Origin of the sequence: Photorhabdus aballayi, from assembly GCF_026153155.1 — a bacterium.
Classification (GTDB): domain Bacteria; phylum Pseudomonadota; class Gammaproteobacteria; order Enterobacterales; family Enterobacteriaceae; genus Photorhabdus; species Photorhabdus luminescens.
Genome location: NZ_JAPFCD010000013.1, coordinates 40310 through 65198, shown reverse-complemented (window position 1 = coordinate 65198; position 24889 = coordinate 40310). Strand labels below are relative to the sequence as shown.

Genomic DNA, 24889 nt, shown 5'->3' with positions numbered 1-24889 from the left:
AATAATAGAAGGATGATGATTTTTACGGCAATTATGCAACGCTATAATAAATAATGATTGACGCCTGCTAAAAAACCACTAGAATTCGCCCCCATGCTGTCAATCCAACAGATTGGCAGTGTCTGAATTTGCGAGGGTGGCGGAATTGGTAGACGCGCTAGCTTCAGGTGTTAGTGTTCTTACGGACGTGGGGGTTCAAGTCCCCCCCTTCGCACCAAATCAGACAGCCGCTGATTGAATTCGGCCAATATTAAATTAGGCAATAAAAAGTAAAATGACAGTACCTGCGAGGGTGGCGGAATTGGTAGACGCGCTAGCTTCAGGTGTTAGTGTCCTTACGGACGTGAGGGTTCAAGTCCCTCCTTTCGCACCAATCTGTTCATTTTCTACATTTCATTTTCTACATCGCGCTTCTCATCCATTTTTCCTTCGATAAAACGTCAAAAACAGCCAAACTGGTGCATGCCAGCCAATAAAGCACACAACACAGCAAACCCTGACGGTATCAACAAAAAATGGCGCGACTTCTGGTTTAGCAACATAAATAGCGTCAGCAACATCGCTAATACCACTCCAATTTTGAACTGCTCAATACCGGGATTAACGATGACGAATAGCATGCCAGCCAGGCTAGATAAACCGATTCCCCACAAACTGGTCATACCCTGCCAGAAAAGCGATCTCTCTCTGTCTTTAATTCTGACCATAACTTGCACCCAGACAAATGATAATGATTACCAATATCATATACAAAAAAGTGTGAAGTACAAGCCAGTTGCAATTGCTAATCTGGCAGATCAAATCAATATCTTAATAATGGGATGGCAATTACACAGAATTACGAACTAAAGCCGCTTAATGCAACTAATCCCCCTTTCTCTTAAATCCAACTTTGGATATTCCAAACGACTGTGGGTAAGACCAGCTCTTATCATCATCTGTAGATAACCCAATGCAACTGCCGTAGGATCAATGACTTGAATCGGCATTCCTACAGCCTTCATTTCTTTGGATAAGTACTTTGCCATCCCCATCATGCCGGTACAACCTAATACTATGGCAGTTACCCGCTCTTCTTTGATCATATTCTTAACTTGAGTAAGGAGAGCATTTTCTAGCTGTCCCGGTGTTTCATGCAACTCATTAATAGGTTGATCAATACTGCGAATAGAAGCCAATTGCTGATGAATACCCGCTAATGTCGCAAGATCTCTAACCAAACGTGCGCAAGATTGAGAAATTGTAATCATTCCCCAACGCTTCGAGATCATTCCAGCACTGAGAGCGGCAGGCTCGAACCCTCCAACGATAGGGATATCAACCATCTCTCTCGCAACCGAAATGGCTGGATCACTGACACAGCTCACGAAAACGCCATCATATCCTTCCTCTTCGGACTCAACAATTTTGCTAACAATCTCAGGCGTTGAATATATCTCGTCATAACGTGACTCAATAGAAGGCGAGCCAGACTCTAAATTAACAACAGTAATTGATACATCCGGTGCAATATAGGGATAAATTTCTTCTTGTACCGCAGAATTATATTTTGACGTCAACAGTGGAATGATAACTTTAATTCTCATAAATAACCTCAGAAAAATAGACATCAACAAATGCCTAATGTTATTAGTAAGATAATTTCACTACTCCGAACAAGTACTTTTTTAATCAGCTAACACGTGACCCATCATTAACATTCCTATTAACTGCATTGTTTCGCAAATCAATTAAAACAAACAATGAAAATAACAATCCCATAGCAATTATTGATGACACTATAATTGCTGAATTAAATAGTTTCCCGGTAAATGCCCATCCTGAAATAAGAACACTGAAACTGAAAAAAATAAGTCTAAAAAAAGTTAATAGGGATGATGCTGAACCAACTAACTCAGGGTACAACGCCAAAGAACGAGAGAACACCATACTATATTGAAAAGCAGAACCTATACAAATAACGGCCATCGACAATGTAAAAGGTATTGCAGATTCGGGATAAATATTACTGAATATCATTAATGAACTACAACCTATCAAGCAAATTATAATACTCAAATAGATACAATTAGCTGAGCCAATCTTTCTATTCAAAGCACCTGAATAAAATCCAGCCACTGCCAAACATATTCCTAATACTGCTTGATGTACTGCAAATGTGTAATAACTCATTCCCATTTTATCTATATATAAAAAGGGAACAACAGATACATATGCAATACATGCAGATACTAATAACCCAGGTGTAAATGCATATATTAAGAAACGCGTATTGAATATAAGTTGAAAATAACTTTTAGCGACCTTATTTACACTCAACTTTACCGTATTACGATTTGTTTCAGGAATGATGAACACAGCCATAAGAGAAAGAAAACTTAATAAAGCCACTAAGTGGTAGGTAAATCTCCAATTATAATGTGCAACAATAAGAGAGCCAGCAATAGGGGCGATAATGAGGGCCATTGATATGGCTGCGTTGAGAATTCCAAAAACTTGTACTGACTCCTCATCTTTATAAGTATCCGAACAAATGATAAACCCGACAACCCAAATAGCACTGCACCCAGCCCCTTGGATAAACCTAAATAAATACAACTGATTAAGATCAACTACAGTTGAACAACCTACGCTACCAATAAAGAATAGAGCAGCTCCGATTAAAATTATTTTTCTTCGCCCATATGATTCTGAAAGTGGACCGAAAATAGGCGTGAATAGACACAACCCTAAGAAATTGATTATTAGAGTAAATTGCACTGCCGACTCAGTCGAAGAAAAAAATTCTAGCATTTGGGGGAATGCTGGCAACGTGACGTCAACTTCTATAAATGATGGAACCATTCCAATGATAAGTATTATTGGTAATAACCTTAATATTAACGGCGGCATAAATCAATTAACCTCTGAACATTATGAATCCTATGTAATATAAACACAAAAAGCTGCCATTAAACAACGTCTATAAATCAGATTTACTGAATGGATGGCAGCTCATACATGACATTATAAAACCAAGTTATTCTGCGCAAGATACCTTCAATGAGAATAACTCTCCAAAAATTGGAAATATTTCAGTCTTTAAACCTTTATTATATCGGGATGATATATTTAACACTTCCTTTTCTTCATCCTGTGCCAATTTAGGCCATTCCAAGGTGACTTTGTTGAATCCCGGTTTAGTGAGAGAACCAGGAATGATTAGCTTATGATGGGACCATTCCGATGATATCTCTACTTCTTTAATCAACTCACCATTAATTGAAATACTAACTTTACTTTCTTCGATATGCTTCTTAACTCTACTCGTCATCTCTATATTCAGATCATGATTACCGCTGGTAATCAGAGTAAATGATGATGTCGGCCACCATGATTTAAAGTATGGAATGCTTCTTCGAGTATTTATCTCAGGATCTTTAGATATTCTAATAACTGAGCCAACTCGTTCAATATATTGAGGTTCTGTCAAATCTACACCATGTTTAAGTTGGTCGATATAACTCTTTTGATAAGATTCTTTCAACTCCTTGCCATTACGGCCGTACTTATCGAATATTTCACAAATTGCGTCAATAGTTTGTTCATCCGCACCTGGTGACGATTGAGCCACTGGAAAATCGAGTGGAGAATTGACAAGTTCAAGTAGCTTTTGCCCCGCTCGACTCAGGCCAAATCCAGCCCCCTTTTCACAACTTCTGGCTTTAACATAAAGCTCCATAACATCCAATATTTCTTCTGAGTACTGAACAGCTTTGCCAAATAACTTAACTATTCGCTCTCTTTCTGCGACTTCATCAATAGGTCGATTTATATGACTGTTATATAAAGCAATGTAAAAATAAGAAACAGCTAAATTATATGAAGATACGTCTAATTCAATGCTCTTCTTTGCCATTACCTCCCAATTTACATCTGGCTTATCTTTTTTATGAAAAATTAACCATTCTGCTATAGAAGACATCGCAACTTTAAAGCCTTCTGGTGTCATATGACAGTAATCGACAAAAAGTGAGCCACCTATCACATTCGAACCTAGATATTTAGAGAAGTAATATTCCAGATCGATAACTTTAATATCAATATCTTGTTGGGTAATACGCTCTTTAACAAATGAGGGAGTACTAGGGAATGATGTTACAAGATCATGCATCAATGCATAGCTGCATTCTGCATCCAGATACGATTTAGCTTCTTCAGCACGATTTAATGCAATCAAACTATTAGCCACAATACGGTTAGAAGTGGCTGCGATACCACCATCAATCTCGACCATGCTGAGGCCCAATTCCAAAGCCTCAACATACTGCCCACTCATCATTGCTTGTGATGCATTTCGGTATAATTCATACCACTCGGCAGTTTTGCCATTACCTAACCAATGGAGCGGCGTTGTACGCTCCCAATCTGCGTAATTTGATGCGGGTAAAACAAAAATAAACTCAGCATGACTTTCTTTAGATATTGCATCTATTCTATTTATCAATATTTCTGCATTCTTTTCTAATTTTTCCTTATATTCAACCGCAATTCCATTAGGGCCTAAGTTTGCAAGTACATTAGCATAATCTCTTCGTCTTTCTAAAGGTGCATTATGCTCAAATAACACATCTGAAAACCAGTTGTTACCCGCAAGAATAACCACATAGTCCGGTTGTAATTGTAAACTCGCCTTGCAAATCTCTAATAAACCACCTGCATTAATACAACTTCTTGCCAGATCGATAACTTCCCATTCAATATCACAATATTGGTTAAGCAAATGAGATAATGTTTTAGCCGGTGTAATATAAGGTGAGAAAAACATGCCAAGCGCCGCAGACTCACCGATAAAACATACCCTTTTCACACCTTTTGTTTTACTCGCCGTCAGTTGCTGCTGTGAACTCTCCCAAAAAATGGAATCAGATTGATCGCGTCTTACAAAAACCATCTCATCATCAATTTTCGTTGGATGCCATGTACCGATAGCAGTATATCCATCAACATTCTCATTGCATGAAGGGATATTATTGTAAAATGTCGTATCATTACTGTTTTGATCTTCACTCATCAAATAGATTTGAGCCAACCGCATAACTTCCAAGGCATTTTCTTGATTATCAGAAAGAAACTCCACTAATTTTTCGGTATTGACGTTAGATTGATTCATATTATTTTCCTAAAAACGTAAGTTTATTCTAGATAAAGGTATAGATGGCTTCTATAGATTGCCCTGTAAATAGATCTTGTGGTGGCTGAATAAAACCAAACTCTATTTCCGCCATCTTAGAAAATGCTGCCGGAAGCATAGCTCTCTCAATAATAAAATCTTCCAGTACTAAAACATCAATTCCTGAATTCCCAAAACACCTTACCGCATCAAGTGGAGTACAAACGATTGGTTCTCCCCTCACATTAAATGAAGTATTCACCAATATTGGGCAATTCGTCGCGTTATAAAACGCCTTCAATAAAGAATGAAACTTTGGATTAGTATCAGCAGTCACTGTTTGTGGTCGGCAAGATCCATCAACATGTGTGACTGCGGGTAAACTGAGATTTGAAGTTACTTGACAAGTTTCAAGCATGAATGGTGTTGGAATTGATAATTCAATATGATTTGCGGCTTCCTCCTCCAAAATAGCTGGCGCAAATGGCCTAAATCCTTCTCTCTTTTTAACCAATGCATTTAGCCGATCTCGCATAGAAGGATCTCTTGGATCCGCAATAATACTTCGTGCTCCTAAAGCCCGCGGACCGAACTCCATCCTCCCCTGAAACCAACCAATGACTTTTCCATTTGTGAGCATCTTAACAATAGTCTGCTCAAAACCTTCTCTATTTTCACGGAAATCCAAAGCTTCAATCTCCATTGAAGTTAGCATCTCCAATATGTTGTCATTATTAAACTTTGGACCGAGATAAGGGTTTGTAAATGGCTTGTAACTGTGCCGTTTTCCCGTCATCTCAATATGAGCTAATGCAGCCGCCCCCAAAGCGGAACCGGAATCTCCAGCAGCAGGAGGAATAAAAATATTATTAAATAGGTCAGTCTTACGGATGGCATGTGTCGCAACACAGTTTAGAGCTACACCTCCTGACAGACATAAGTTTGTTGAGTCTACCTTTTCCCGCAAATCATGAACTTGCTTGATGAGAATCTCTTCCAACACCACTTGCAAACTTTGCGCTAAATCCATGTGATGTTGTAGCATCACAGATTCTTGTTCTCTTGGGGGAAAACCAATCAATTCGATAAAAGCATCCGTGTACATTCTATTTATCTGGCTAAAATCAAAGAACTTCATATTTAGCTTAAAACTGAACTTTTTCTCCATACTAAACATTTCTCGCAACTTATTGGTATATATTGGTTTACCATAAGGTGCTAATCCCATGACTTTATATTCGCCACTGAGTACTCTGAATCCTAAATAGTTAGTAATAGTGCTATAAAAAAGACCAACTGAATTTGGATATTCAATTTTCTCGAACAAATTGATGTTATCGCCTTGCGCATAACCAAAAGTAGAAGTTTCCCATTCCCCTACACCATCAGAAGTTAATATAGCCGCGTCAGTAAAGCCAGAAAATAGATAGCTTCCGGCGGCATGCGCCATATGATGATCATAAAATTTGATCTCTTTCTCATACCCCAATACTTCAGTAATATCACGAAATGGCTTGTGGCAGTCCAACCAATGAAGACCATTAGTAGCAGAAAAATTGAAATTGGAGGCAAGTTGCCTAGACAATTTCTTATAAGGGTTTTCATAATAAGCTATACAGTCGATGTCTGTAATATTAACGCTTCCCTCCTCTAAACAATATCTAAAGGCTCTAATTGGTAGTCGAGAATCATTTTTGAATCTGGAAAATCGCTCTTCTGACACAGCAGCGATAAGTTGCCCATCGCTGATCAGAGCACAAGAAGAATCATGAAAATTTGCAGAGATACCAATTATATTCATAGCATCATACCCTATTTTTTCAGGTTTAAGAATAAACACTAGCTCTAACTAATTTATTTTAAGCGAAGTTATATATCTTATTTTCATTTATCAATTCAAACAATGGATTCATTATTCACCACGCATGCTTATTAATACAAGAAAAGTATATAACAGAAGTCCTATTTCAATAGTTATATAAAATCGGCCTCCCCCAATTAATTATTCTTATCCATCCATTCATTTATTATCGCAGAAATTGCGTCAACATTAGGTTGGAACATTATCGACATATGATGACCATCAATATCCTCAATAATAAGATCACCAGAAATATGTTGGCTCCAACCCAAGCATCTTTCTTTAGCCTCATTAGGGAATACCAGCATCTCTTCCATATGTGAACGGTCCTTAGCACGAAAAAGAATCGTGTCAGTATTCACAGCACCAGCAGTGTACTTTGATGACACTCTAGAATTAACCAGGCAGGTATCAATCATGCGTTCAAGCATAGTGACATCAGCATCTGGGGCAAATCCACCATGCTCTTTAATGGTATTCAATACAACATCAAGTATCTCGCCGTGAGTCAGCTTGCTAATACTTTCTAAATCGATATCGATATGAGTACCAAATTGTTCAACAATTTCTTCGAGACAAAGACTAAGAACTTTTATCATGTTCAACTCTTTATGAGCTTTACCAGGCGCCGCGCTGTCAAACAAGAATAGCTTAGATACTTCATGACCATTTAACTCAAGTTGCCTCGCCATCTCAAAAGCAATAATTCCCCCGAAAGACCATCCCCCAAGCACGAAAGGGCCTCGCTCTTGAACTTTTAGCATTTCATCAATATACATCGAAGCCAGAGTTTCAACGCTATCTATCGATTCATGCCCCCTTTGCTTGTAAAGTAACGGTGATTGGAAAGCATAAAGCGGATTAGCTAACATTGTGGCTAATGGGATATAGCACATTGCGCTACCACTTAGAGGATGAACGATAAATACAGGCTTATCATTAAATTTATTTTTTACAAGCGGTATTAAAATACGGTTTTCATTGTCTATATCATTACTCTTTATTTTTAATGCCAAAGATTCAATATTTCCTCCATCATATAACGTATCTAAAGATAAATTCTTGCCAAAAGTTTTATTAATCTCGGAAATTAAACGGACTGCTCGAAGGGAGTCACCACCACTTTCAAAGAAATTTATATCTAATGTTGGTTTTTTAAATCCGACAATCTCTTCCCAAATAAGACAAAGTGATAGTTCTACATAGTCTCGCGGATAGCGTAAACCGCCACCTTCATCACCCAGATCTATTTCAATCTGATTAAGTTTATTCCTATCTATCTTACCATTGTTATTTAATGGCAAAACATTTAACGCCTTAATTACCGAAGGAACCATATAGGCTGGTAGATTTTCTAATAGATATTTTCTTATGGTATTTATTGGTGTATTGTGATGACCTTCGTAAAACTCAAAAAATGCGACTAAACGTTTATTTCCTGGTGATTCCTCCTGAACCAAAACAATAGCAGCTTTTATCAATGGATGTTTTCTTAATATATTTTCTATCTCTCCAATTTCTATTCTAAACCCCCGGATCTTGACTTGATGATCCGTTCTCCCCATGAACTCTAAATTACCATCAGGTAAGTATCTAACGATATCTCCAGTACGATAAAGTTTGTCAAATCTTATATCAGAACCTAATCTGTTTTTTAGAAAGTGACGTTCCGTAAGTTCTGGACTCTTCCTATAACCTTTTGACACACCAGCGCCACCAATATATAGCTCACCTTTAGCTCCGATTGGGAGAATTCTTTGTTCGCTATTTAAAACATAAAACTGCGTATTTGTGATCGGCTTACCAATTGGAACCCTCTTTGCCTCTTTACTGAGTTTTTTAACATCAAACCACGCAGATGAGCATGTCACTTCTGTTGGACCATAAGCATTGATAAAGCCTTTTGGTGGAGTTTTACTTTCCAAAACACATCGTGCTTTTGTCGGATCAAGCGCTTCACCACCAACAATGAGTAACTTAAGCCCACCAAAACTTTCCGGCAACTCGGTAGCGATCGTATGATAAAGCGCAGTAGGAAGATAAAGCATGGTAATTTTCTGTTGTTTAATAAAAGCGGAAAATTCCTGTGGGACTAGCTTTATAGCATCAGGAACCACCGTAATAGATGCTCCATGTAATAGCGGCGTCCAAATTTCCCATGTAGAAATATCAAATGCAAAGTTATTAACTTTTGCAAAAACATCTTCTTTATCGCACTCCATATGATTAGTGTCACAAACCAGTGCTGCAACATTATAGTGCTGAGTCTGGACGCCTTTCGGGATACCTGTCGAGCCTGATGTAAAAATCATATATAAAATGCTATCAGCCGGAATCGAGTGCGAAGGGTTTGTCTCCTTATACTCATTGAATAACTGATATTCTTCATCCAGCAATATTAAATCAATGCCACAATGTGCAACTGTTTTCGCAAGCGTTGATTGAGTTAGAATTACGACTGAATCACTGTTTTTCACTATAAAATCAATTCTAGCGGCAGGAAGTGCAGGATCTAATGGCACATACCCGGCACCGGCCTTTACAATTCCTAGCAAACCTACAAACATTTCAATAGATGGCTGAACACAAAGACCAACCAAATCAGTAGGATTAACGCCAGAATTATTTAAATAGTGTGCTAACCTATTAGCTTTTTTATTTAATTCTTCGTAAGTTAAATATTTATCTTCAAACTTAATTGCAATATTATCAGGATATAGTTTAACCTGCTGTTCAAAAATTTCACATAAAGATTTATTTGTTGCTACAGGCCCTCGCTCATTATTCCAATCTTTAATAAGATTATTTCTTTCTTCACCATCAACTAATTCAATATAATCAATATTGCGATCTGGGTTCATCAAAATATAGTTAATCGTTTTTATATAATAACAAAAAAGTCGACTTACTGTACCTTTATCAAAGAGATCGATTTTATATTCTATATATCCATTAATAGAACCTACATCCGAAAATAAAGCCAAACTCAGGTCAAATTGAGAATAACCTGGATTTAATAACAGTTCTTGAGGTACTGCCCCATCGATATTAAAGTGATTTCTTTTTCCATTGTAAAGAGAAAAGAAAGTATTAAATAATGGGTTTTTATTTTTTTTACGATTATGGCATGTTGCTGCAACAACTTCATCAAAGGGAATATCAGAGTTTTCAAATATATCAGCTAATTTATTTCGTATTGATTCAAGATAATTTAAAATTGTTGTCTGTTTAAAACCATTATGTCTTGTCACCACAACATTGGCAAAGTTTCCTATGATATTTTCAATAATACTATGATGTCGCCCAGCTACAACGGTTCCAATAGTGAAGTCATCTTCACCGCTGACAATATAAATAAGGACCGAAAAGGCAGTCATCATAATCTCAAATTGGGTAAATCCATTATTCTTTGAAAATTCATCAAGTTGGGTCACAATTTTTTCTGGTAATTGAAAATAGAACCTACAACCTTTATCACTAATATTAGTTGGAAAAGAACTTCCGAGTGTGATGTCAACTTCGGAAGGTGCCCCTTCTAGAATATTACGCCAAAAATCCAGTTTTCCGCCACGCCTCGATTCATCCATAAAAGTGTTATACCAGCGCATATAGTCAATAGGTTGGATCTCTATCTCAGGTAGAGATATACTTTCTCCTGTTGAATAATAAGCATAAAGTTGGTTAAGTTCATTGGTAAATATATTGGCAGAAGAAGTGCCATCAGCAATAATATGGTGAAAATTCCAGAAAATAACATGTTCATCATAATTACTAATGAATAACACCCTAAATAGACAATCTTCCTCTAAATTAAATGGTCTGGTCGCCTCCTTCTCTATGATTTTTTTAGATTCCTTTGAAAACTGTTGTTCAGATATATGATCAAAATACCAGACATTGAGTTTAAATTCTGAAATCGGTACAATTTTTTGATAAGGAATACCATTCAATTCATAAAATGTAGTTCTTAAAGACTCGTGACGTTTGAAAATATCATTTAATGCCTTCTCCAAACTACTTAAGCAAACTTTTCCTGACAACCGAAATGCTTCAGGGCAATTATAAGCCGAAGAGTGCGGATTAAGCTTATAGAGATACCAAAGGTTTTCCTGTGTTCCCGACAAAGGAATAGCACCTTCCCTTGATGTTGAAGTAGGCTTTTCTACATGGATATTGATACCTTTCTCTTCAATAATCCTTGCTAATCCTTGTACTGTTGAGTTTTCCAGGAAATCGCTCATTTTAATATCTGTTGAAACAGTCTCTCTCAACTGAGTAAGTACCTTCACAGCAGTCAAAGAGTGACCGCCAATTTCAAAAAAATCAGCATTTTCATCGTTGACTGGTCTATCAAGCACCTCTTGCCATATATAGCGCACCTTACCTATAGTTGAAGAAAGGTCAATTTCTGAAGCGTCTATTTTATGCAAATCAGCAACTTCTGGCAGGGCTCGGATATCCAATTTACCAGTTGAAGTTAAGGGAAGAGCTTTTAATTCGACAAATAAACTTGGCACCATCTCCTTTGGCAAACGTTTTTTTGCAAATTGTCTAAGCTCACTTTTATCGACTGTCGAACCTTCAAATGATACATAATAAGCAACCAGGAATTGATTAACCTTATCTTGCCCCTGATTTCTTAATGCAACCCTTAGTTGCATAATAGATGCATGACTTTCTAATACATTTTCTATCTCACCAGGTTCTACTCTAATACCATTGATCTTAATCTGCTGATCAACTCGACCTAAAAATTCCAACCCACCTCCAGATATAAAGCGAGCTTTATCACCGCTTTTATACATGAATGAATCTTTATCCTCTCCCTCGGTAAACGGGTTTCTAATAAACCGAGATTCTGTCATTTGCGGCCCTGATAGATATCCATTTGCAAGAGGCTTTCCAGCAATATACATTTCCCCAGGTACACCAATTGGGACTTGTTGCATATCATGGTCAAGTATATATACCTGCCTGTGTGGGCAAGGGAGACCAATATAAGTAGAGGATTGTTGTTCACCTATTCTGCATTGCCAGTAACTGGTATCAATAACTGCCTCTGTTGGCCCGTAAAAGTGATACAGGTTTACCTTTATCTTCGAATGTATACTTTCTCTTACGTTGTTTGGTAATAGCTCCCCGCCAGTAATAATGCAAGTTAAAGAACAACATTTTTCAATATTTTTCTCATTAATGAGTAGACCAAGCTGAGTAGGTGGAATTTGAAGATGAGTAACACCATAATGAATAACTGTATTTATGGCTTCCTTTGGATCCCAATTAAATTGATTGTCACCATTGACAATCAATGCACAGCCCACGGAAAAAGCACCAAAAAGCTCCCATATAGCAACATCAAAATTCGGGGCGGCTGAATATAGCAATCTATCACTTTCACAAAGATTCAAAATTGCCCTACGGTTTTCAAGTTGCAAACAAAGCGCACGGTGACTAACCATTACCCCTTTAGGCTCACCCGTTGAACCAGAGGTAAAAGAGATATATGCAATAGAATCAGGTGTAGCTTGGTTACTAACCAAGATAGAACGCAAATTACCAGATTCTAATTCGCTATCAATCTCAATAACATACTCGCCAAATTCCTGTACAATATTTGCTAGTGAACTCTCACTCAAGATGACTGAACACCCCGTATTAGAAATTATCTTCCGATTTCTCTCCACAGGGTGCCTTGCGTTAAGCACAACAAAAGCGGCCCCCATCTTAGCAATCGCCAATAAACCAGCTATAAAGTAGGGAGATCTCCCCATACAGAGACACACAACATCACAAACCTTTACACCAGCCTCTTGCATAATAGCCACTATCTGATTCGTTTTTTCCTCTAATTGCCGATATGTCAGGTTTTCATTAGGGCCGACTAATGCTATACCCTCTGGATTTAACGCCAGACATTGATAAAACAACTCAGGTAACGTTTTATCTCTACTTTTAGCAATACTCTCTATACCACTATATTTTCTAATTTCCTCTTTTTCACTATCAGGAATAATCGATAAATTCGCTACTGATCTATTCGGTGTCTCAATTGAATCAATTAATTCAATTAAGTTATTTGCCCTTCTCTTGATCGTATCTTGACTAAAAGTAGCAGAATGAATCCATGAAATGGATTGATCAGTATTTTTATCTGCTAAAGCAATACAAATATCAATACCATCCAGATCTTTGTATTGCAGTGGAAGTCCAATACAAAAACAAACTGTCGTTGTAGCCAAACTCATTAATGGAGAATCATTTTTTGATTTCTCAATGACATCCATAATCGCTTCACTCGGAGTCGACCACTGTTTTACTTTACCGATTAGGGTCACTAAGTTACTTTCAATTGAATCGTTGGGTTTATATTGATAAGTGAACAGATATGTTGAATTTTCCTTGACATTGAAAACAAGTATCGAGATAGATTCTTGATTAGAAATTCTGGCTAATAATACAGAAAGCGAAGTCAATATGACTTCTACTATAGATCTTTTATTTAGTTTAGCTATTCTTTTGACTTTACTTTTTATTTTTTCATTAAGTAAAATCGTCGTACTACTTTTCGTCAATGTAAACTCTGAAGATAATAATGAGTCTTTTATAAGATTTGTTAATGGCACTTCATCTTCTTTATTATCATTATAGAATTCAGTAGCTCCATTAGTAAATCGGCTTTCTTTATTATTGATGCATTCCTTGGAAAAAAAGAGAGTGGTCTTATTGAGATCTGTCACAATCGTTTCATCTAAAGAACCAATATCAAAATCATAAGCATTAATCTTTTCCAAAATATAATCTATCTGATTTCCAGGTCTTATTCTATTTAAATCATTTTTAATTAGAATCAATTCTTGGTTATAATTATCCTTTATCCAGTCAATTATAGTATCCTGCTCTAAAGGATATCGATGTTCTATACAAGCATGTAAAATAGCCCAAACTCCAACTCTACCAGCATAATAGTAGGTTGCTTCGAGTCCTTTCTCTTTGGTTTTGCATAATCTTGTGATCTCATTTATTGATGAATACAATTTGCTCCAAACTTTCTTAGCACCGAGTTTTTCAACAAAATAAAATTCATTTTCTGGATCTTTAGTTGCTAATATCGCACCTATCTCCATTAACAATGTTTCCGTTGGTCCTTCGCCTATTCTCAAAAATCGACTATCTCTCAATAAACTGGAGGCCAAATTTCTTTCATCTAACCCTCTTGCCCCCATCAATTGGACTAAATTATCTGTCGCTTTCCAGACAAATTCAGATCCTAAAACTTTTGCCGCAATACATAAACTCGCAGGAACAAATACGCCATGATCGAAATCACCACATGCTTGATCAGATATTGCCGTCACACTTGTTATCGCATTAGTTAACCAATTCAATTGTAATTCTGTCACTGGGTTATTTATCAGTAGCCCTGTACTGATTTGACGCAGGGAAGCAAATCTATACATCAATTGGACACACCGCTTCATTACCCCAATAGCTAAAGAACTCGCTAGTGTACGCCCAAAAAGCAAACTACTTGCAGCAACTTGCATGCCTTTTCCCAATTCACCTAATCGCTGAGTATTTCGAACCACAACGTTATTAAAAGTGACGGTACGTAAATCAAGACCTTGGACTCCCAGATAATTCTGTTCACCGCCAACTTCTATACCTGAGGCAGATGCTGGAACGACAAAGCAGCTAATTCCTGATTCATCAGCAGATTGATGTTTTGCAAATACAATAAATACACCAGCAATAGAAGCCCCGCCCAGCCAACATTTACTACCATTCAGCACCCAGGAATCATCGCTATGCTTCGTCAGAGTGGATTCCATATTTCGCGGATTCGAACCCGCTGCCAGTTCACTCAATGCAAAACATCCAATCATCTCGCCTGTTGACACTTTCGATAGATATTCCTGCTTTATTTCCGGACTAGCATGTTTGAATAGCAAATAGCTACATGAATGTTGGAGTATAGTAAAAGCTGCAAGGGTAATATCTATAGCCGCTAGTTGTTGGATGATTTGAGAGGCCTCTGAAACAGAAATATCGATGCCATTGAACTCTATAGGTATTTGCATGCCAAAAAGCCCAAGTTTCCCTGATTGATAAATAAATTGCTTCGATATTTCTTTGCCTTTGATTATCTCATCATCTGATTTAGCAGTTAATCTAATCCAATCTAATAACTCTTTCACTTTGGGATTAATCTGGGTCTTATTATTATCTGGGCATTTTTTATTGCTACCTTTTTCTATCAGAGACTCTTTTTGACAGTTTAGTTCAATAACATCTTCTCTTACTTTCATTTTTCACCTAACTCCTATTAATATTTAACTCCTAAGATACGGACAATAATAAAATCAGCAAACATTCAAAGAGTATTAACAGTTAAATAATCAAGGTATCTCCTGTATATAGGCTAAAAAAGATAATGTTATTTTTTATTCCAACTAACATTACCTTAATTGCCTTTTCTATTTTAATTATCTGGATGAATGATAAACCCCATTTCTTCCATTAAAGGAACCATTTGCCATTCAAATATTTCAACGCCAGAAAAATCTAATGTTCTCACATCTATATTAGATATTTCCGCATTCCTTAAATCAGCTTTAAATATGGATAACCCATCATACCGTGATGGAGAAAAAATAGTATTCGTTAGATTTGAACCTTCAAGGTTTACTCCTGACAATACAACTGAAACTAAATTGCTTTCTGATAAATCACACTTTTCAAGATATACTCCTTCAAAATCTGAATATTTAAAGTTTGATTTTATTAATGTTGCTGAACTGAATATAACTTTTCGACTGACTACTTTTGTAAAATCGGCAAGCTCAAAATGGCACCCTAGCGCCTGACACCTATCAATTGTTATATCAAATAGCTCAGCACGATAAAAATTACTTGTTGAAATATCACAGCAAACAAACTTTGAACTACGTAAGTCCGCACTATGAAAATCACAACCTTTTTGACTGTCTTTATTATAAAATAATGTATTTTCAAACTCACCATTTGAAATATTGGCTTCACTAAAGTCACAGTTAAATACTTGACAATTTATTAAACGTAAACCACTTAAATTTGCACCTGAAAATTTCGAATCAGTGATAACACAGCCTTTAAACACTAAATCTGGCTGATGCTCATTACTCCAGTCCAAATTATTAAATTTTCTACCTTCAATTATATCTGTTTCTTCTGAAATATCTAAACTAGACTCAAACATAAAGCTTCTCACAATACAATGATTCATACTGGCTATCACGCTATCTAAACCATAAATTGTATGATAGAAACGAATTTCGGCAAATGATTTTCCAATGAGATCTTCAATTCTGTACCCATTACCTTACCTCCCCTTTAAATTTGTATATACACATCAATTTAGATAGTATTTGTTGAATAGGTCACGGAAATTTCGAAGAAGACAAATGGAAGGTTGAAATATACAACATCAGTAAAGTGTAAGTTCTGACGAAAACTTCACATTTCTATTAATATTGCCTCTCAAAATATTACCTGTATAAACAAGTTAGCAGGAAAACCACCTCCTTTCCTCTCTACCCAGAACAACAAGGTTTTTTAATGATAAACTCACCCGGTAGCTTACCTTGACTCTGGTAAGCTACCGCCCTTAGATTACTGGCGATCTAAATGCCATATATACCCGTTATCTTTCAAATTGCCTCTTTGTTGGCTGCACTCACTCACCCCGGCCACATCGTTCTCTATGCTCCCGGGGATTCGCTCCCTTGCCGTCTTGATGCATCTTGAAATCCATAGGGTATAAATACTTTACGAATAACTTTTCAGTCTTATATAGATTATTTAGGCAATCGAGCTTAATTTAATACAACGCATCTTAAGTAAAGTTTCAAACTTACTTAATTCAATTAGGCACCAATTTTTTATCTGTTATCAATCTTTATTTTGTAAATTATGTAGATGTTGTAAATATTCATGGCATGTTGGTAAGCTATTTATCATATTTTCTGCTTTCATATAATGGTGCAATAACATTTCATCCGCTTCATCAGGCATCATTAATGACAATGCCGGTTTGCTCCTTATTGGACCTGAACTCAAACCCAGAATCATGGTATTCCACGAATATTCTTCAAAACCATGATAGAAAGGATAAATAGTTTCTTTATCCAGCAAATGATCTTCCGCTAACATTATTTTTTTTAAAAGCTCTTTAGGTAATTCAACATTTTTCCATTCTTTCCAGTACACGGTATCATTACGCTGAGCTAATGAGAAATGGAGCAATAAAAACTCTTTAACTCCATCAACGACACGATTAACTCGCGTATTGTACTCTTCAATGAGTAGCTCATTATCGCTACTTCTTGGAAAAAATCTAACGAGCTGCTCAATTCCATGTTGAATGAAGAAAATTCCCGTTGATTCTAAAGGTTCAACAAATGCGCTTGATAACCCAATCGCTACGCAATTCTTTACCCAAGAACGATTGCTACGACCAATTCTCATTCTAATATGATTTGCGACACACTCTGCATTTTCATATGGAATGGATTTTCTTAATTCAGTTTCAGCTTCTTCAGGACTTTGATATTTATCACAATATACGTACCCATAACCATTCCTCTTATATAAAGGAATCGTCCAACGCCATCCATTGGACATCGTACGAGCTGTTGTATATGGCTCAATATCACTCGTATCCTCTCTAGGTACTCGTAATGCTACTGCTCGGTTATTTTTTAGCACATCTGAAAAACTGACAAATGGCTCGTTCAATGCCTGGTTAATCAATAATCCTTTGAATCCAGTACAATCAATATAGAGATCAGCTTTAAGTTTTCCGTGTATTTTTGTTTCCAGATATCCTATATTTCCATTCTCATCAATTTCTATATGAGTCACATCATCTTCTATATGGCTAACACCTCGATTCATTGCATAACGTTTTAGAAAACTCGCAACGCCATCCGCATCAAAATGATAGGCATATGGGAACTGAGCCCTCTGTTCTGCTAATGTTGATTGCCCAAGCGACGCATCGGAATTTTGCGCAAAAAGCGAACCATCTAACTTCCTGGGAGACCGCTTTGCCTCACAAAGATGAGGTGTCAAAAAAGTCGCATAGTCAAAATTTTGGTCTGTAACGCCTTTCCTTAACCACCATTCAGAGATAGGAAAACCCTTAACAACTTCCCAGCGTTCAAAGGGATGATAGAAATGATTACCTTTCCCATCCCAATTCTCGAATCTAATACCTAATTTATAACTTCCCGCACATTCAGCTAACCATTCACTTTCATCTAATCCAAGATAATCAAAGTAATGACGGACTGTACTGAATGTAGCTTCTCCTACACCTATTTTCTTTACCTTTTTCGATTCTACGACTGTAATATTGACATTTTCAGCAAATGCTTTTACTAAATAAGCCGCAGTCATCCAACCAGCCGTACCACCGCCGACTATTAATACTGATTTTACCATGTTACCTCTACTTATAAATATATTAAGATAAAAGCACACGAATGAATAATAAATTCAATTACCTGAATTTATACCCATAATTAATTTAGCAATAGAGATTAAATCTATTTTACATAAGATTCTTTGAAATTTATTATTTAAACATTATAGTTCCCTTTTACATGATAACTTAACTTTATTGGACAATATCAGCCTTGTACCAAAACTGTAAACCTTATTAAGTTGATTTTGTGATCATTATTGTAACAAAATATTATAAATTATCGTTATTTTTCTTTATGATTTACATTGAAATCAAAGATGATATTTTATAACACATTGATATTAATATACTATTAATAAGAAAACCAATAATCATGCAAAACCATTATAAACATCATATTTTTCGTTTTTTATCGAATTACACTACCCAAATTTTAAACAAATCAATAGTAACTTGTTGCATGACATTATTATTTCGGAACTACATTTTATTTTACCATAAAGTAATCATCATTACTGAAAATATACTAACGAATCGTTTTTTAGCTATTATATAGAATTTTACAAAAACAACATTAATATTAGAGGACATCTTTCAATGGAACATTTTATTCATTATTTATCATCTATCGAAAGCCTAAAAATATTTTACCTTTCATTTTTTCTATTAGTTATGCCAGGACCAACAAATATATTGATATTATCTTCTGGGTTGAAGAAAAACTGGAAAAAATTACAGAAAATAATAACTATTGTAATGTTGGGTTATTTGATTTCCGTTAGCATCTTAGGTTTTACCTTAGCATTTATCTATTTATATATCCCCTGGATTACTGTTTTACTGAAAATTTTATCTGCAATTTATATTGCCTTTTTATCAATAAAAGTTTGGAAATCTTCATTAACCACTAGTTGCTCAGATGAAATAACTCTCAAAGACATATTTATAACAACATTACTTAGCCCAAAAGCATTCGTACTAGCCTCTTATATTATTCCCTCTCATGCTTTCGAATTACCTATTATATACTTCTCCTCAATGATAATTTTACTTTCAATTCTATATCCAATTTCCTGTTTATGGGCATTATTAGGAAAGACTTTACATTTTTCTCATACGCAAAATAGTTATATACAACCTAATTATTTCTTTAAAATCGCATCACTAACTTTAATGGCTTTTTCCATATCACTACTTTATTCATCAAATTTAGAGTATATTTCTAAATAACTTTGTTTAGTTCAAGTCGTATTTTTCCTACTAGTATAATTAGAGAAAAATATACACTAAAAAGAACAAAAAAATTAAAGCCGGAGAATATCCGGCCTTAACTCTTTATTCCTTAACCACACACAAAATTACTTTAACTGCATCGCATCACGTATCGTGAAGAACAGATCTGTCTGGTCAGTCAGGCCCACAACATTAGCTGCCTGAGGACCATAAGCGGCCACCCTGAGTTGAGTACCAGTATGTTCCTGTTCCTTACCCTCAGAAGTACCATAGTTAACCGCCATCACCCCACCATCTTTAGTGATTAGTGCCTGAGTCAGCCCCGGAGATTTTATATGGGCTTCAATAATCTGACTGGCGTGAGCATGATCGGCGGTGACAATCACTAATGTATCACCGTGTTTACGCGCATATTGCAAGCCAATTTGTACCGCCTTATCCAATTCGACCGTTTCACCAATCTGACCACAAGGATTAGCTTCGTGATCCTGCTTATCAATAGAAGCGCTCTCCACTTGTAAGAAGAAACCATTCTTATGTTCTTTTAACAGGTCAATGGCTTTCCCCGTCATCTGCGCCAACGTCGGCGCATCAGGATTCCGTTTCGAGTTGACTTTACAAGTCACTGGAGGATTATCAATATTACCGTGATGAACTGCTTTAGGTCCTTCCCAGGCAATGTCCATATTGTCTTCATGGAACAGGCCCAATAACGGTTTTTTCTGATCCGCTCTAGTAACGGATGCCAGTGATTTAGCATCCCTAACTAACTGATAACCCTGTTCCTGAGCCTGCTGTTCCAGCGTTTTATCCTTACCAGCGCCAGCAACCGATTTCTGGGCGAAAACCTTGGCGCCTCCACCTAATGTGACATCAGCACGAGCCGCTAATAATTGCTCTGTAATAGAACCACGCCCGCCATTTTCTAGCGCATTAGTTGGACATTTTTTTATTGTCTCTTGTGGGCCGTAACAGTAACGGTCAGTGACATGCGCATACTGTGCCGCTGGCGTTGCATCCTGTATCCTAGCCGTCGTTATGTTGCCTGTTGCTTTACCATTCGCTTTTGCCAGCTCAATCAGGGTCTGATGATCTTTACCAAATACATCGACACTCAACGCGCCATTATAGGTTTTTATACCAGAAGCCCAAGCGGTGGCAGAAGCGGCTGAATCCGTCGCATAGTTGGGTTTACGCGTCTCTTTATCCAGAGAATAGTGAGTGTATTGGCCAGTAAATGGCAAGGCATCAATTCCTTTGAAAAATCCACCCGCACCTTCCGCATAGTTACGGGCAATAGTAATCTCAGAATCCCCCATACCATCACCAATAAACAAAATAACGTTCTTAGCTTTATGATTATTTATTGCTGCTTTTAATGCCTCAGTCTGGTTTTGAGTCATACGGCGAGCGCCGCCAAATTCCGTAATATTACCTTTTACCGCCCGGCTTTCCGCCATAATTTGATTAGCATTTTGATCACCAGCCGCCGACACCGGTAAGCTAACACCTGAAATTAAGGCAGAAACCATAACTGCAACCAAACTTTTCGTATACTTGTTAGACATTAAGATTTCCTTATTAAAACGCAATCGGAATAAAAATCATCGTTATCTGATAAAGGGATACTAAATAAACTATGTGACAGTTATGTGAAGAAAATAGAATTCATTCACCATTTTGCTACCAACGACCGGGTTCCGTGGTACAAGGTTTCACACCACGAAATATAATTATGACCACTAGAAATTTCACTAGATTCAACTGGATAGCCTTTCTGTAATAACGTCTCTTTCAGGCGACGATTATGATATAAAATGCCCTCCAATTCCCCCACACGGGTTTCAAACAATCCCGCTTGTAAATAGAAACGCAGTGGTTTTTTCTCCGCTTTGGCAAATTCACGGGTCAACCATTCAGGCTTTTCTCCCTGAGGCGCCCACCAATACGAACCAGACATACTGAGAACATTGCCAAACAACTCAGGATGATTAAACGCCACCCATGAAGATGCCAATCCACCATAACTGGAACCTGAAATAATGGTACGTTCTGCTGGCACTTTAATACCCTGAGCAGCCAGCCACGGTATCAACTCACTCGCCATAAATTCAGCAAAATTAGGATTGGGCGGCAATTCCTGACCTCGACGCGCACTATCCAGGCTATCAATAAACACCACATACATCGGCGGGATCTTTCCCTGTTCAATCAGGGAATCGAAAAATCTATCAATATAATACTGTTTACGGTAAATCTTCCCATCAAACAGCACCAACATGGCAGGCTGTTTCATCGGAGTAACCGGTTGATAAATCGCAATTTCCCGACTATTACCCAAAATCTTGCTCTCAAGCTGATGAAGTTTAGTGACTCCTTGAAAAGGCAATTGTTTGAATTGTGCGATATCACACAGAGTCGGTCTTAATGCCAGCAATGAATCATGGTTAAATGCATCTTCTGATACCGCCGGTACGACATTTTTATTCAACGGATCGGCTTGGGCAGTAATTAAAATCGACCTACGCTGTTCGTCAACCGTGCCTTCAACCTGCGGTAAATCCGGCGCCAATTTATATTGCATCAAAGTATCTGATGGAATGATATAACTGTGAAACCAAACATCAGTACCGGCCAAATGCGACATCGGATCATGATCGCCACTCGGCGCCCCCAGAATAAAGACATTCGCTTTTGCTCCACGCCACAGGAAAGTGACGCGCTTATTCTTATCATCATAATCTTCAATCAACGGAGCGCCCTTGCGGGTTATTTCTCGCCAGAAGGCATGGGTACTTTTTCCTTGTGCGACTTCAACTTGGAGTTGTTTCAAACGCGGGCTTTCTGGTTGTTGTCTGGCGTCATTATCCCTTGGGATATAAGGTGGAAATGACAATGTAAGCTGCCACGGCGCTCCTGCTTTGCCCTTGGCTGCCAACCGATATTTTCCCGTCCGAGGAACAGTAAAACCAATTGACTGACGAGCATCTATCGGATTATCAGTAAACAACGTGCGAATATGTTGTTGGCGCCTCTTCTGCACCACCAATTCTTGCATACCCAATGCCGATCCCCGGACATAATATTCAGGCTGCATTTTAAATTCAATACACGATACTCCCTGAGTATTAAAATTCCCGCTTATTGCTTGCTGGTCTTGCTGAAATTTTATTTGGTAACACTCAGAGGCAAAGACATTAAAGGAAGCCATAAGAGCACATATCATTATGTTTATTTTCATTTTTTCTCTCTTTTAATGGTTGATTATTGATATTCAATTTTTTGACGCGGCAAATCATGCACTAAATCCTTATTTAAGAATAAGAACAATTACTATTATTAATAGAATAAATTGTGTATTAACTTCCATTAATAATATATAAACATGTTAAAACCTTTCAGAGAAATGATTCTCTAACATGATGAAATAATTTACGGATGGATATATACCCTATGGATTTCAAGATGCATCGCGACGGCAAGGGAACGAATCCCCGGGAGCATAGATAACTATGTGACCGGGGTGAGTGAGTGCAGCCAACAAAGAGTCAACTTGAAAGATAACGGGTATATAAATAACCCCATATATTGAGATGATATTGGTTAAATCTCCCATATTTTAAAAGATTAAATAACAAAAAAACGGGATGTAATCTATCCCGCTCCTTCAAATCTTATAAAAATAAAACAAGTTAGTTGCATCTAAATTAAATACAAAACTCAGCTCACATCTATAGAATCTAAAATCCCTCTGCTCATACTCTTAGCAAAATCCCAATCATATTCATCATAAAGGCGAGACAAAGCAACATGATGCGCTCCTGAATAGAACATCTCATATTGAGTATGACGTGATGCAAATTCAGACCCGATAGCATCCCACACTAATTTCAGTAATTTCACTCGTTCAATAGGCGCCAGTAAAGTTGAATATTGTGTTTTTTCTATTAAGTCACGAATTTCTGGGTTTGCTAAGTCAATATAATTTGACGGTAACATAATCACGCCACCACCTGAAAGATTTCTGATGCTTTCTATCACCTTTGGATAAGTTGACTGCAATACAACCTGGCAAGCATATAGTTGTAATCGATTGGGAATATAATACTCATTATGTCGATCAGGATTACTAATCAAACCACGAAAGAGCCCTTCAATATTAGCGGCATAGCAAGCAAGTTCAGCTAATGACTCACGAACCGCGGGAAACTCATTGATGCCTGTAGCTTCAGTAAGTTGATGGGCCAAACCCGTTAAAAAATGCAGCTTAACGGCATACCGAGCCATACCCTGAACATCCATTAAAACGTCAGCGCCAGTTGCCTGAAATTGTCGGCGGCACATATCCGTATTTTTATAAACAAAAACTCTTTCCCACGGAACAAAAACATCATCGAAATAAACGACAGCATCATTCTCGTCAAACTGATGCGCTAAAGGGGAATCAAATTTATTACTGCCTGTTTCATAGGATTTTCTGGAAAGAATTTTTATTCCCTTAGTATTCAACGGTAATGCAAAAGACAGAGCATATTTATCATCAACACCCTCTTTGAGTGGATTAAATACGCCAACAACAACTTCTTCCGCAAGGACGGCTGCTGTTCCTAACATCTTTGCCCCGCGAACAATTATTCCTTGCGGTTTTTCCTCCAACACACCAAGAGTATGAAATACGTTTTTTATATGTTCACTGGGCGTTTTGGATCGATCGCCTTGTGGATTGACTAATGTAAAAGCCAAATAAATATCTTTATCACGGGCATATGAATAGTAATTTTTTAACGCCTCGGCCCTATCCTTGGAATATTCCTCAAATACTTCCAGATAAGTCATCATTCCGGTAAGAGCGGCAGAAACATGATCTGGACTTCTACCTAACCAACCACAACTTCGCATCGCCCAGGCATACGCAGCCTCACCTCTGGCAATTAATTTCTCTCGAGTGGTAGGAAGTTCCCAATATAAACCAACGCGTTTACCGACAGAAGTTTCGAACGTCATTCGATCAGCGTGTTCTGCCTGATAATCATAAAGTGAAGCTACCGTTCTAATTGCATTCCGAAAAGCAGGGTGATCCACGTGATTAGTGATCTTTTCTCCATTCAGAAAAATGGTTCTTCCATCACGCAGACTTTCAATATACTCCTCACCTGTTTTAGATCTAGACATTAACTAT

General features: G+C 37.2%; 12 protein-coding genes and 2 tRNA genes. 3 read left to right on the top strand and 11 right to left on the bottom strand.

What is annotated here, in order from left to right; translation table 11 throughout:
- Nucleotides 1-130: 130 nt before the first annotated feature.
- Nucleotides 131-217 (top strand) — tRNA-Leu (locus OO184_RS09330).
- Between the two features lie 69 nt (nucleotides 218-286).
- A tRNA-Leu gene (locus tag OO184_RS09325) sits at nucleotides 287-373 on the top strand.
- A 67-nt stretch (nucleotides 374-440) separates the two neighbouring features.
- On the opposite strand, the gene OO184_RS09320 is transcribed toward OO184_RS09325, so the two are convergent.
- From OO184_RS09320 to OO184_RS09285, 8 genes are all read right to left on the bottom strand, one after another.
- Entirely contained in the window at nucleotides 441-707 is a 267-nt protein-coding gene (locus OO184_RS09320; protein ID WP_265378936.1) for a DUF1435 family protein, read from the bottom strand.
- Between the two features lie 138 nt (nucleotides 708-845).
- Nucleotides 846-1586: an aspartate/glutamate racemase family protein gene (locus OO184_RS09315; RefSeq protein ID WP_265378935.1), complete on the bottom strand. Its 741-nt coding sequence runs from the start codon at nucleotides 1584-1586 to the stop codon at nucleotides 846-848.
- Nucleotides 1587-1671: 85 nt separating this feature from the next.
- A complete protein-coding gene (locus tag OO184_RS09310) occupies nucleotides 1672-2892 on the bottom strand; it encodes an MFS transporter (protein WP_265378934.1) in 1221 nt (406 codons plus the stop codon).
- Nucleotides 2893-3019: 127 nt separating this feature from the next.
- Nucleotides 3020-5152 (bottom strand): SGNH/GDSL hydrolase family protein, encoded by a 2133-nt coding sequence (locus tag OO184_RS09305; protein ID WP_265378933.1) that lies wholly within the window; start codon nucleotides 5150-5152, stop codon nucleotides 3020-3022.
- Nucleotides 5153-5180: 28 nt separating this feature from the next.
- The gene (locus OO184_RS09300; protein WP_265378932.1) at nucleotides 5181-6953 is read right to left on the bottom strand and encodes a carbamoyltransferase family protein; all 1773 of its coding nucleotides are present in this window, start codon (nucleotides 6951-6953) and stop codon (nucleotides 5181-5183) included.
- A 197-nt stretch (nucleotides 6954-7150) separates the two neighbouring features.
- Nucleotides 7151-15319: a non-ribosomal peptide synthetase gene (locus tag OO184_RS09295; RefSeq protein ID WP_265378931.1), complete on the bottom strand. Its 8169-nt coding sequence runs from the start codon at nucleotides 15317-15319 to the stop codon at nucleotides 7151-7153.
- A gap of 173 nt (nucleotides 15320-15492) precedes the next feature.
- Complete coding sequence (locus tag OO184_RS09290; protein WP_265378930.1) at nucleotides 15493-16248, bottom strand: pentapeptide repeat-containing protein; 756 nt, start codon at nucleotides 16246-16248, stop codon at nucleotides 15493-15495.
- A gap of 692 nt (nucleotides 16249-16940) precedes the next feature.
- A complete protein-coding gene (locus OO184_RS09285) occupies nucleotides 16941-18494 on the bottom strand; it encodes a tryptophan halogenase family protein (protein ID WP_265378929.1) in 1554 nt (517 codons plus the stop codon).
- Between the two features lie 580 nt (nucleotides 18495-19074).
- Here OO184_RS09285 and OO184_RS09280 point away from each other — a divergent pair.
- Nucleotides 19075-19707: a LysE family translocator gene (locus OO184_RS09280; protein WP_265378928.1), complete on the top strand. Its 633-nt coding sequence runs from the start codon at nucleotides 19075-19077 to the stop codon at nucleotides 19705-19707.
- A gap of 128 nt (nucleotides 19708-19835) precedes the next feature.
- On the opposite strand, the gene phoA is transcribed toward OO184_RS09280, so the two are convergent.
- The 3 genes from phoA to OO184_RS09265 all read right to left on the bottom strand — a co-directional run bounded on the left by phoA (nucleotide 19836) and on the right by OO184_RS09265 (nucleotide 24882).
- The gene (gene phoA, locus OO184_RS09275; RefSeq protein WP_265378927.1) at nucleotides 19836-21278 is read right to left on the bottom strand and encodes an alkaline phosphatase; all 1443 of its coding nucleotides are present in this window, start codon (nucleotides 21276-21278) and stop codon (nucleotides 19836-19838) included.
- A 104-nt stretch (nucleotides 21279-21382) separates the two neighbouring features.
- Entirely contained in the window at nucleotides 21383-22921 is a 1539-nt protein-coding gene (locus OO184_RS09270; RefSeq protein WP_265378926.1) for an alpha/beta hydrolase-fold protein, read from the bottom strand.
- Nucleotides 22922-23430: 509 nt separating this feature from the next.
- Entirely contained in the window at nucleotides 23431-24882 is a 1452-nt protein-coding gene (locus OO184_RS09265) for a 4-hydroxyphenylacetate 3-hydroxylase family protein (RefSeq protein WP_265378925.1), read from the bottom strand.
- Nucleotides 24883-24889 lie beyond the last annotated feature (7 nt).

Coding starts and splice junctions, on each gene's coding strand:
- OO184_RS09320 (WP_265378936.1), bottom strand. CDS start 707: ATGGTCAGAATTAAAGACAGAGAGAGATCGCTTTTCTGGCAGGGTATG.
- OO184_RS09315 (WP_265378935.1), bottom strand. CDS start 1,586: ATGAGAATTAAAGTTATCATTCCACTGTTGACGTCAAAATATAATTCT.
- OO184_RS09310 (WP_265378934.1), bottom strand. CDS start 2,892: ATGCCGCCGTTAATATTAAGGTTATTACCAATAATACTTATCATTGGA.
- OO184_RS09305 (WP_265378933.1), bottom strand. CDS start 5,152: ATGAATCAATCTAACGTCAATACCGAAAAATTAGTGGAGTTTCTTTCT.
- OO184_RS09300 (WP_265378932.1), bottom strand. CDS start 6,953: ATGAATATAATTGGTATCTCTGCAAATTTTCATGATTCTTCTTGTGCT.
- OO184_RS09295 (WP_265378931.1), bottom strand. CDS start 15,319: ATGAAAGTAAGAGAAGATGTTATTGAACTAAACTGTCAAAAAGAGTCT.
- OO184_RS09290 (WP_265378930.1), bottom strand. CDS start 16,248: ATGTTTGAGTCTAGTTTAGATATTTCAGAAGAAACAGATATAATTGAA.
- OO184_RS09285 (WP_265378929.1), bottom strand. CDS start 18,494: ATGGTAAAATCAGTATTAATAGTCGGCGGTGGTACGGCTGGTTGGATG.
- OO184_RS09280 (WP_265378928.1), top strand. CDS start 19,075: ATGGAACATTTTATTCATTATTTATCATCTATCGAAAGCCTAAAAATA.
- phoA (WP_265378927.1), bottom strand. CDS start 21,278: ATGTCTAACAAGTATACGAAAAGTTTGGTTGCAGTTATGGTTTCTGCC.
- OO184_RS09270 (WP_265378926.1), bottom strand. CDS start 22,921: ATGGCTTCCTTTAATGTCTTTGCCTCTGAGTGTTACCAAATAAAATTT.
- OO184_RS09265 (WP_265378925.1), bottom strand. CDS start 24,882: ATGTCTAGATCTAAAACAGGTGAGGAGTATATTGAAAGTCTGCGTGAT.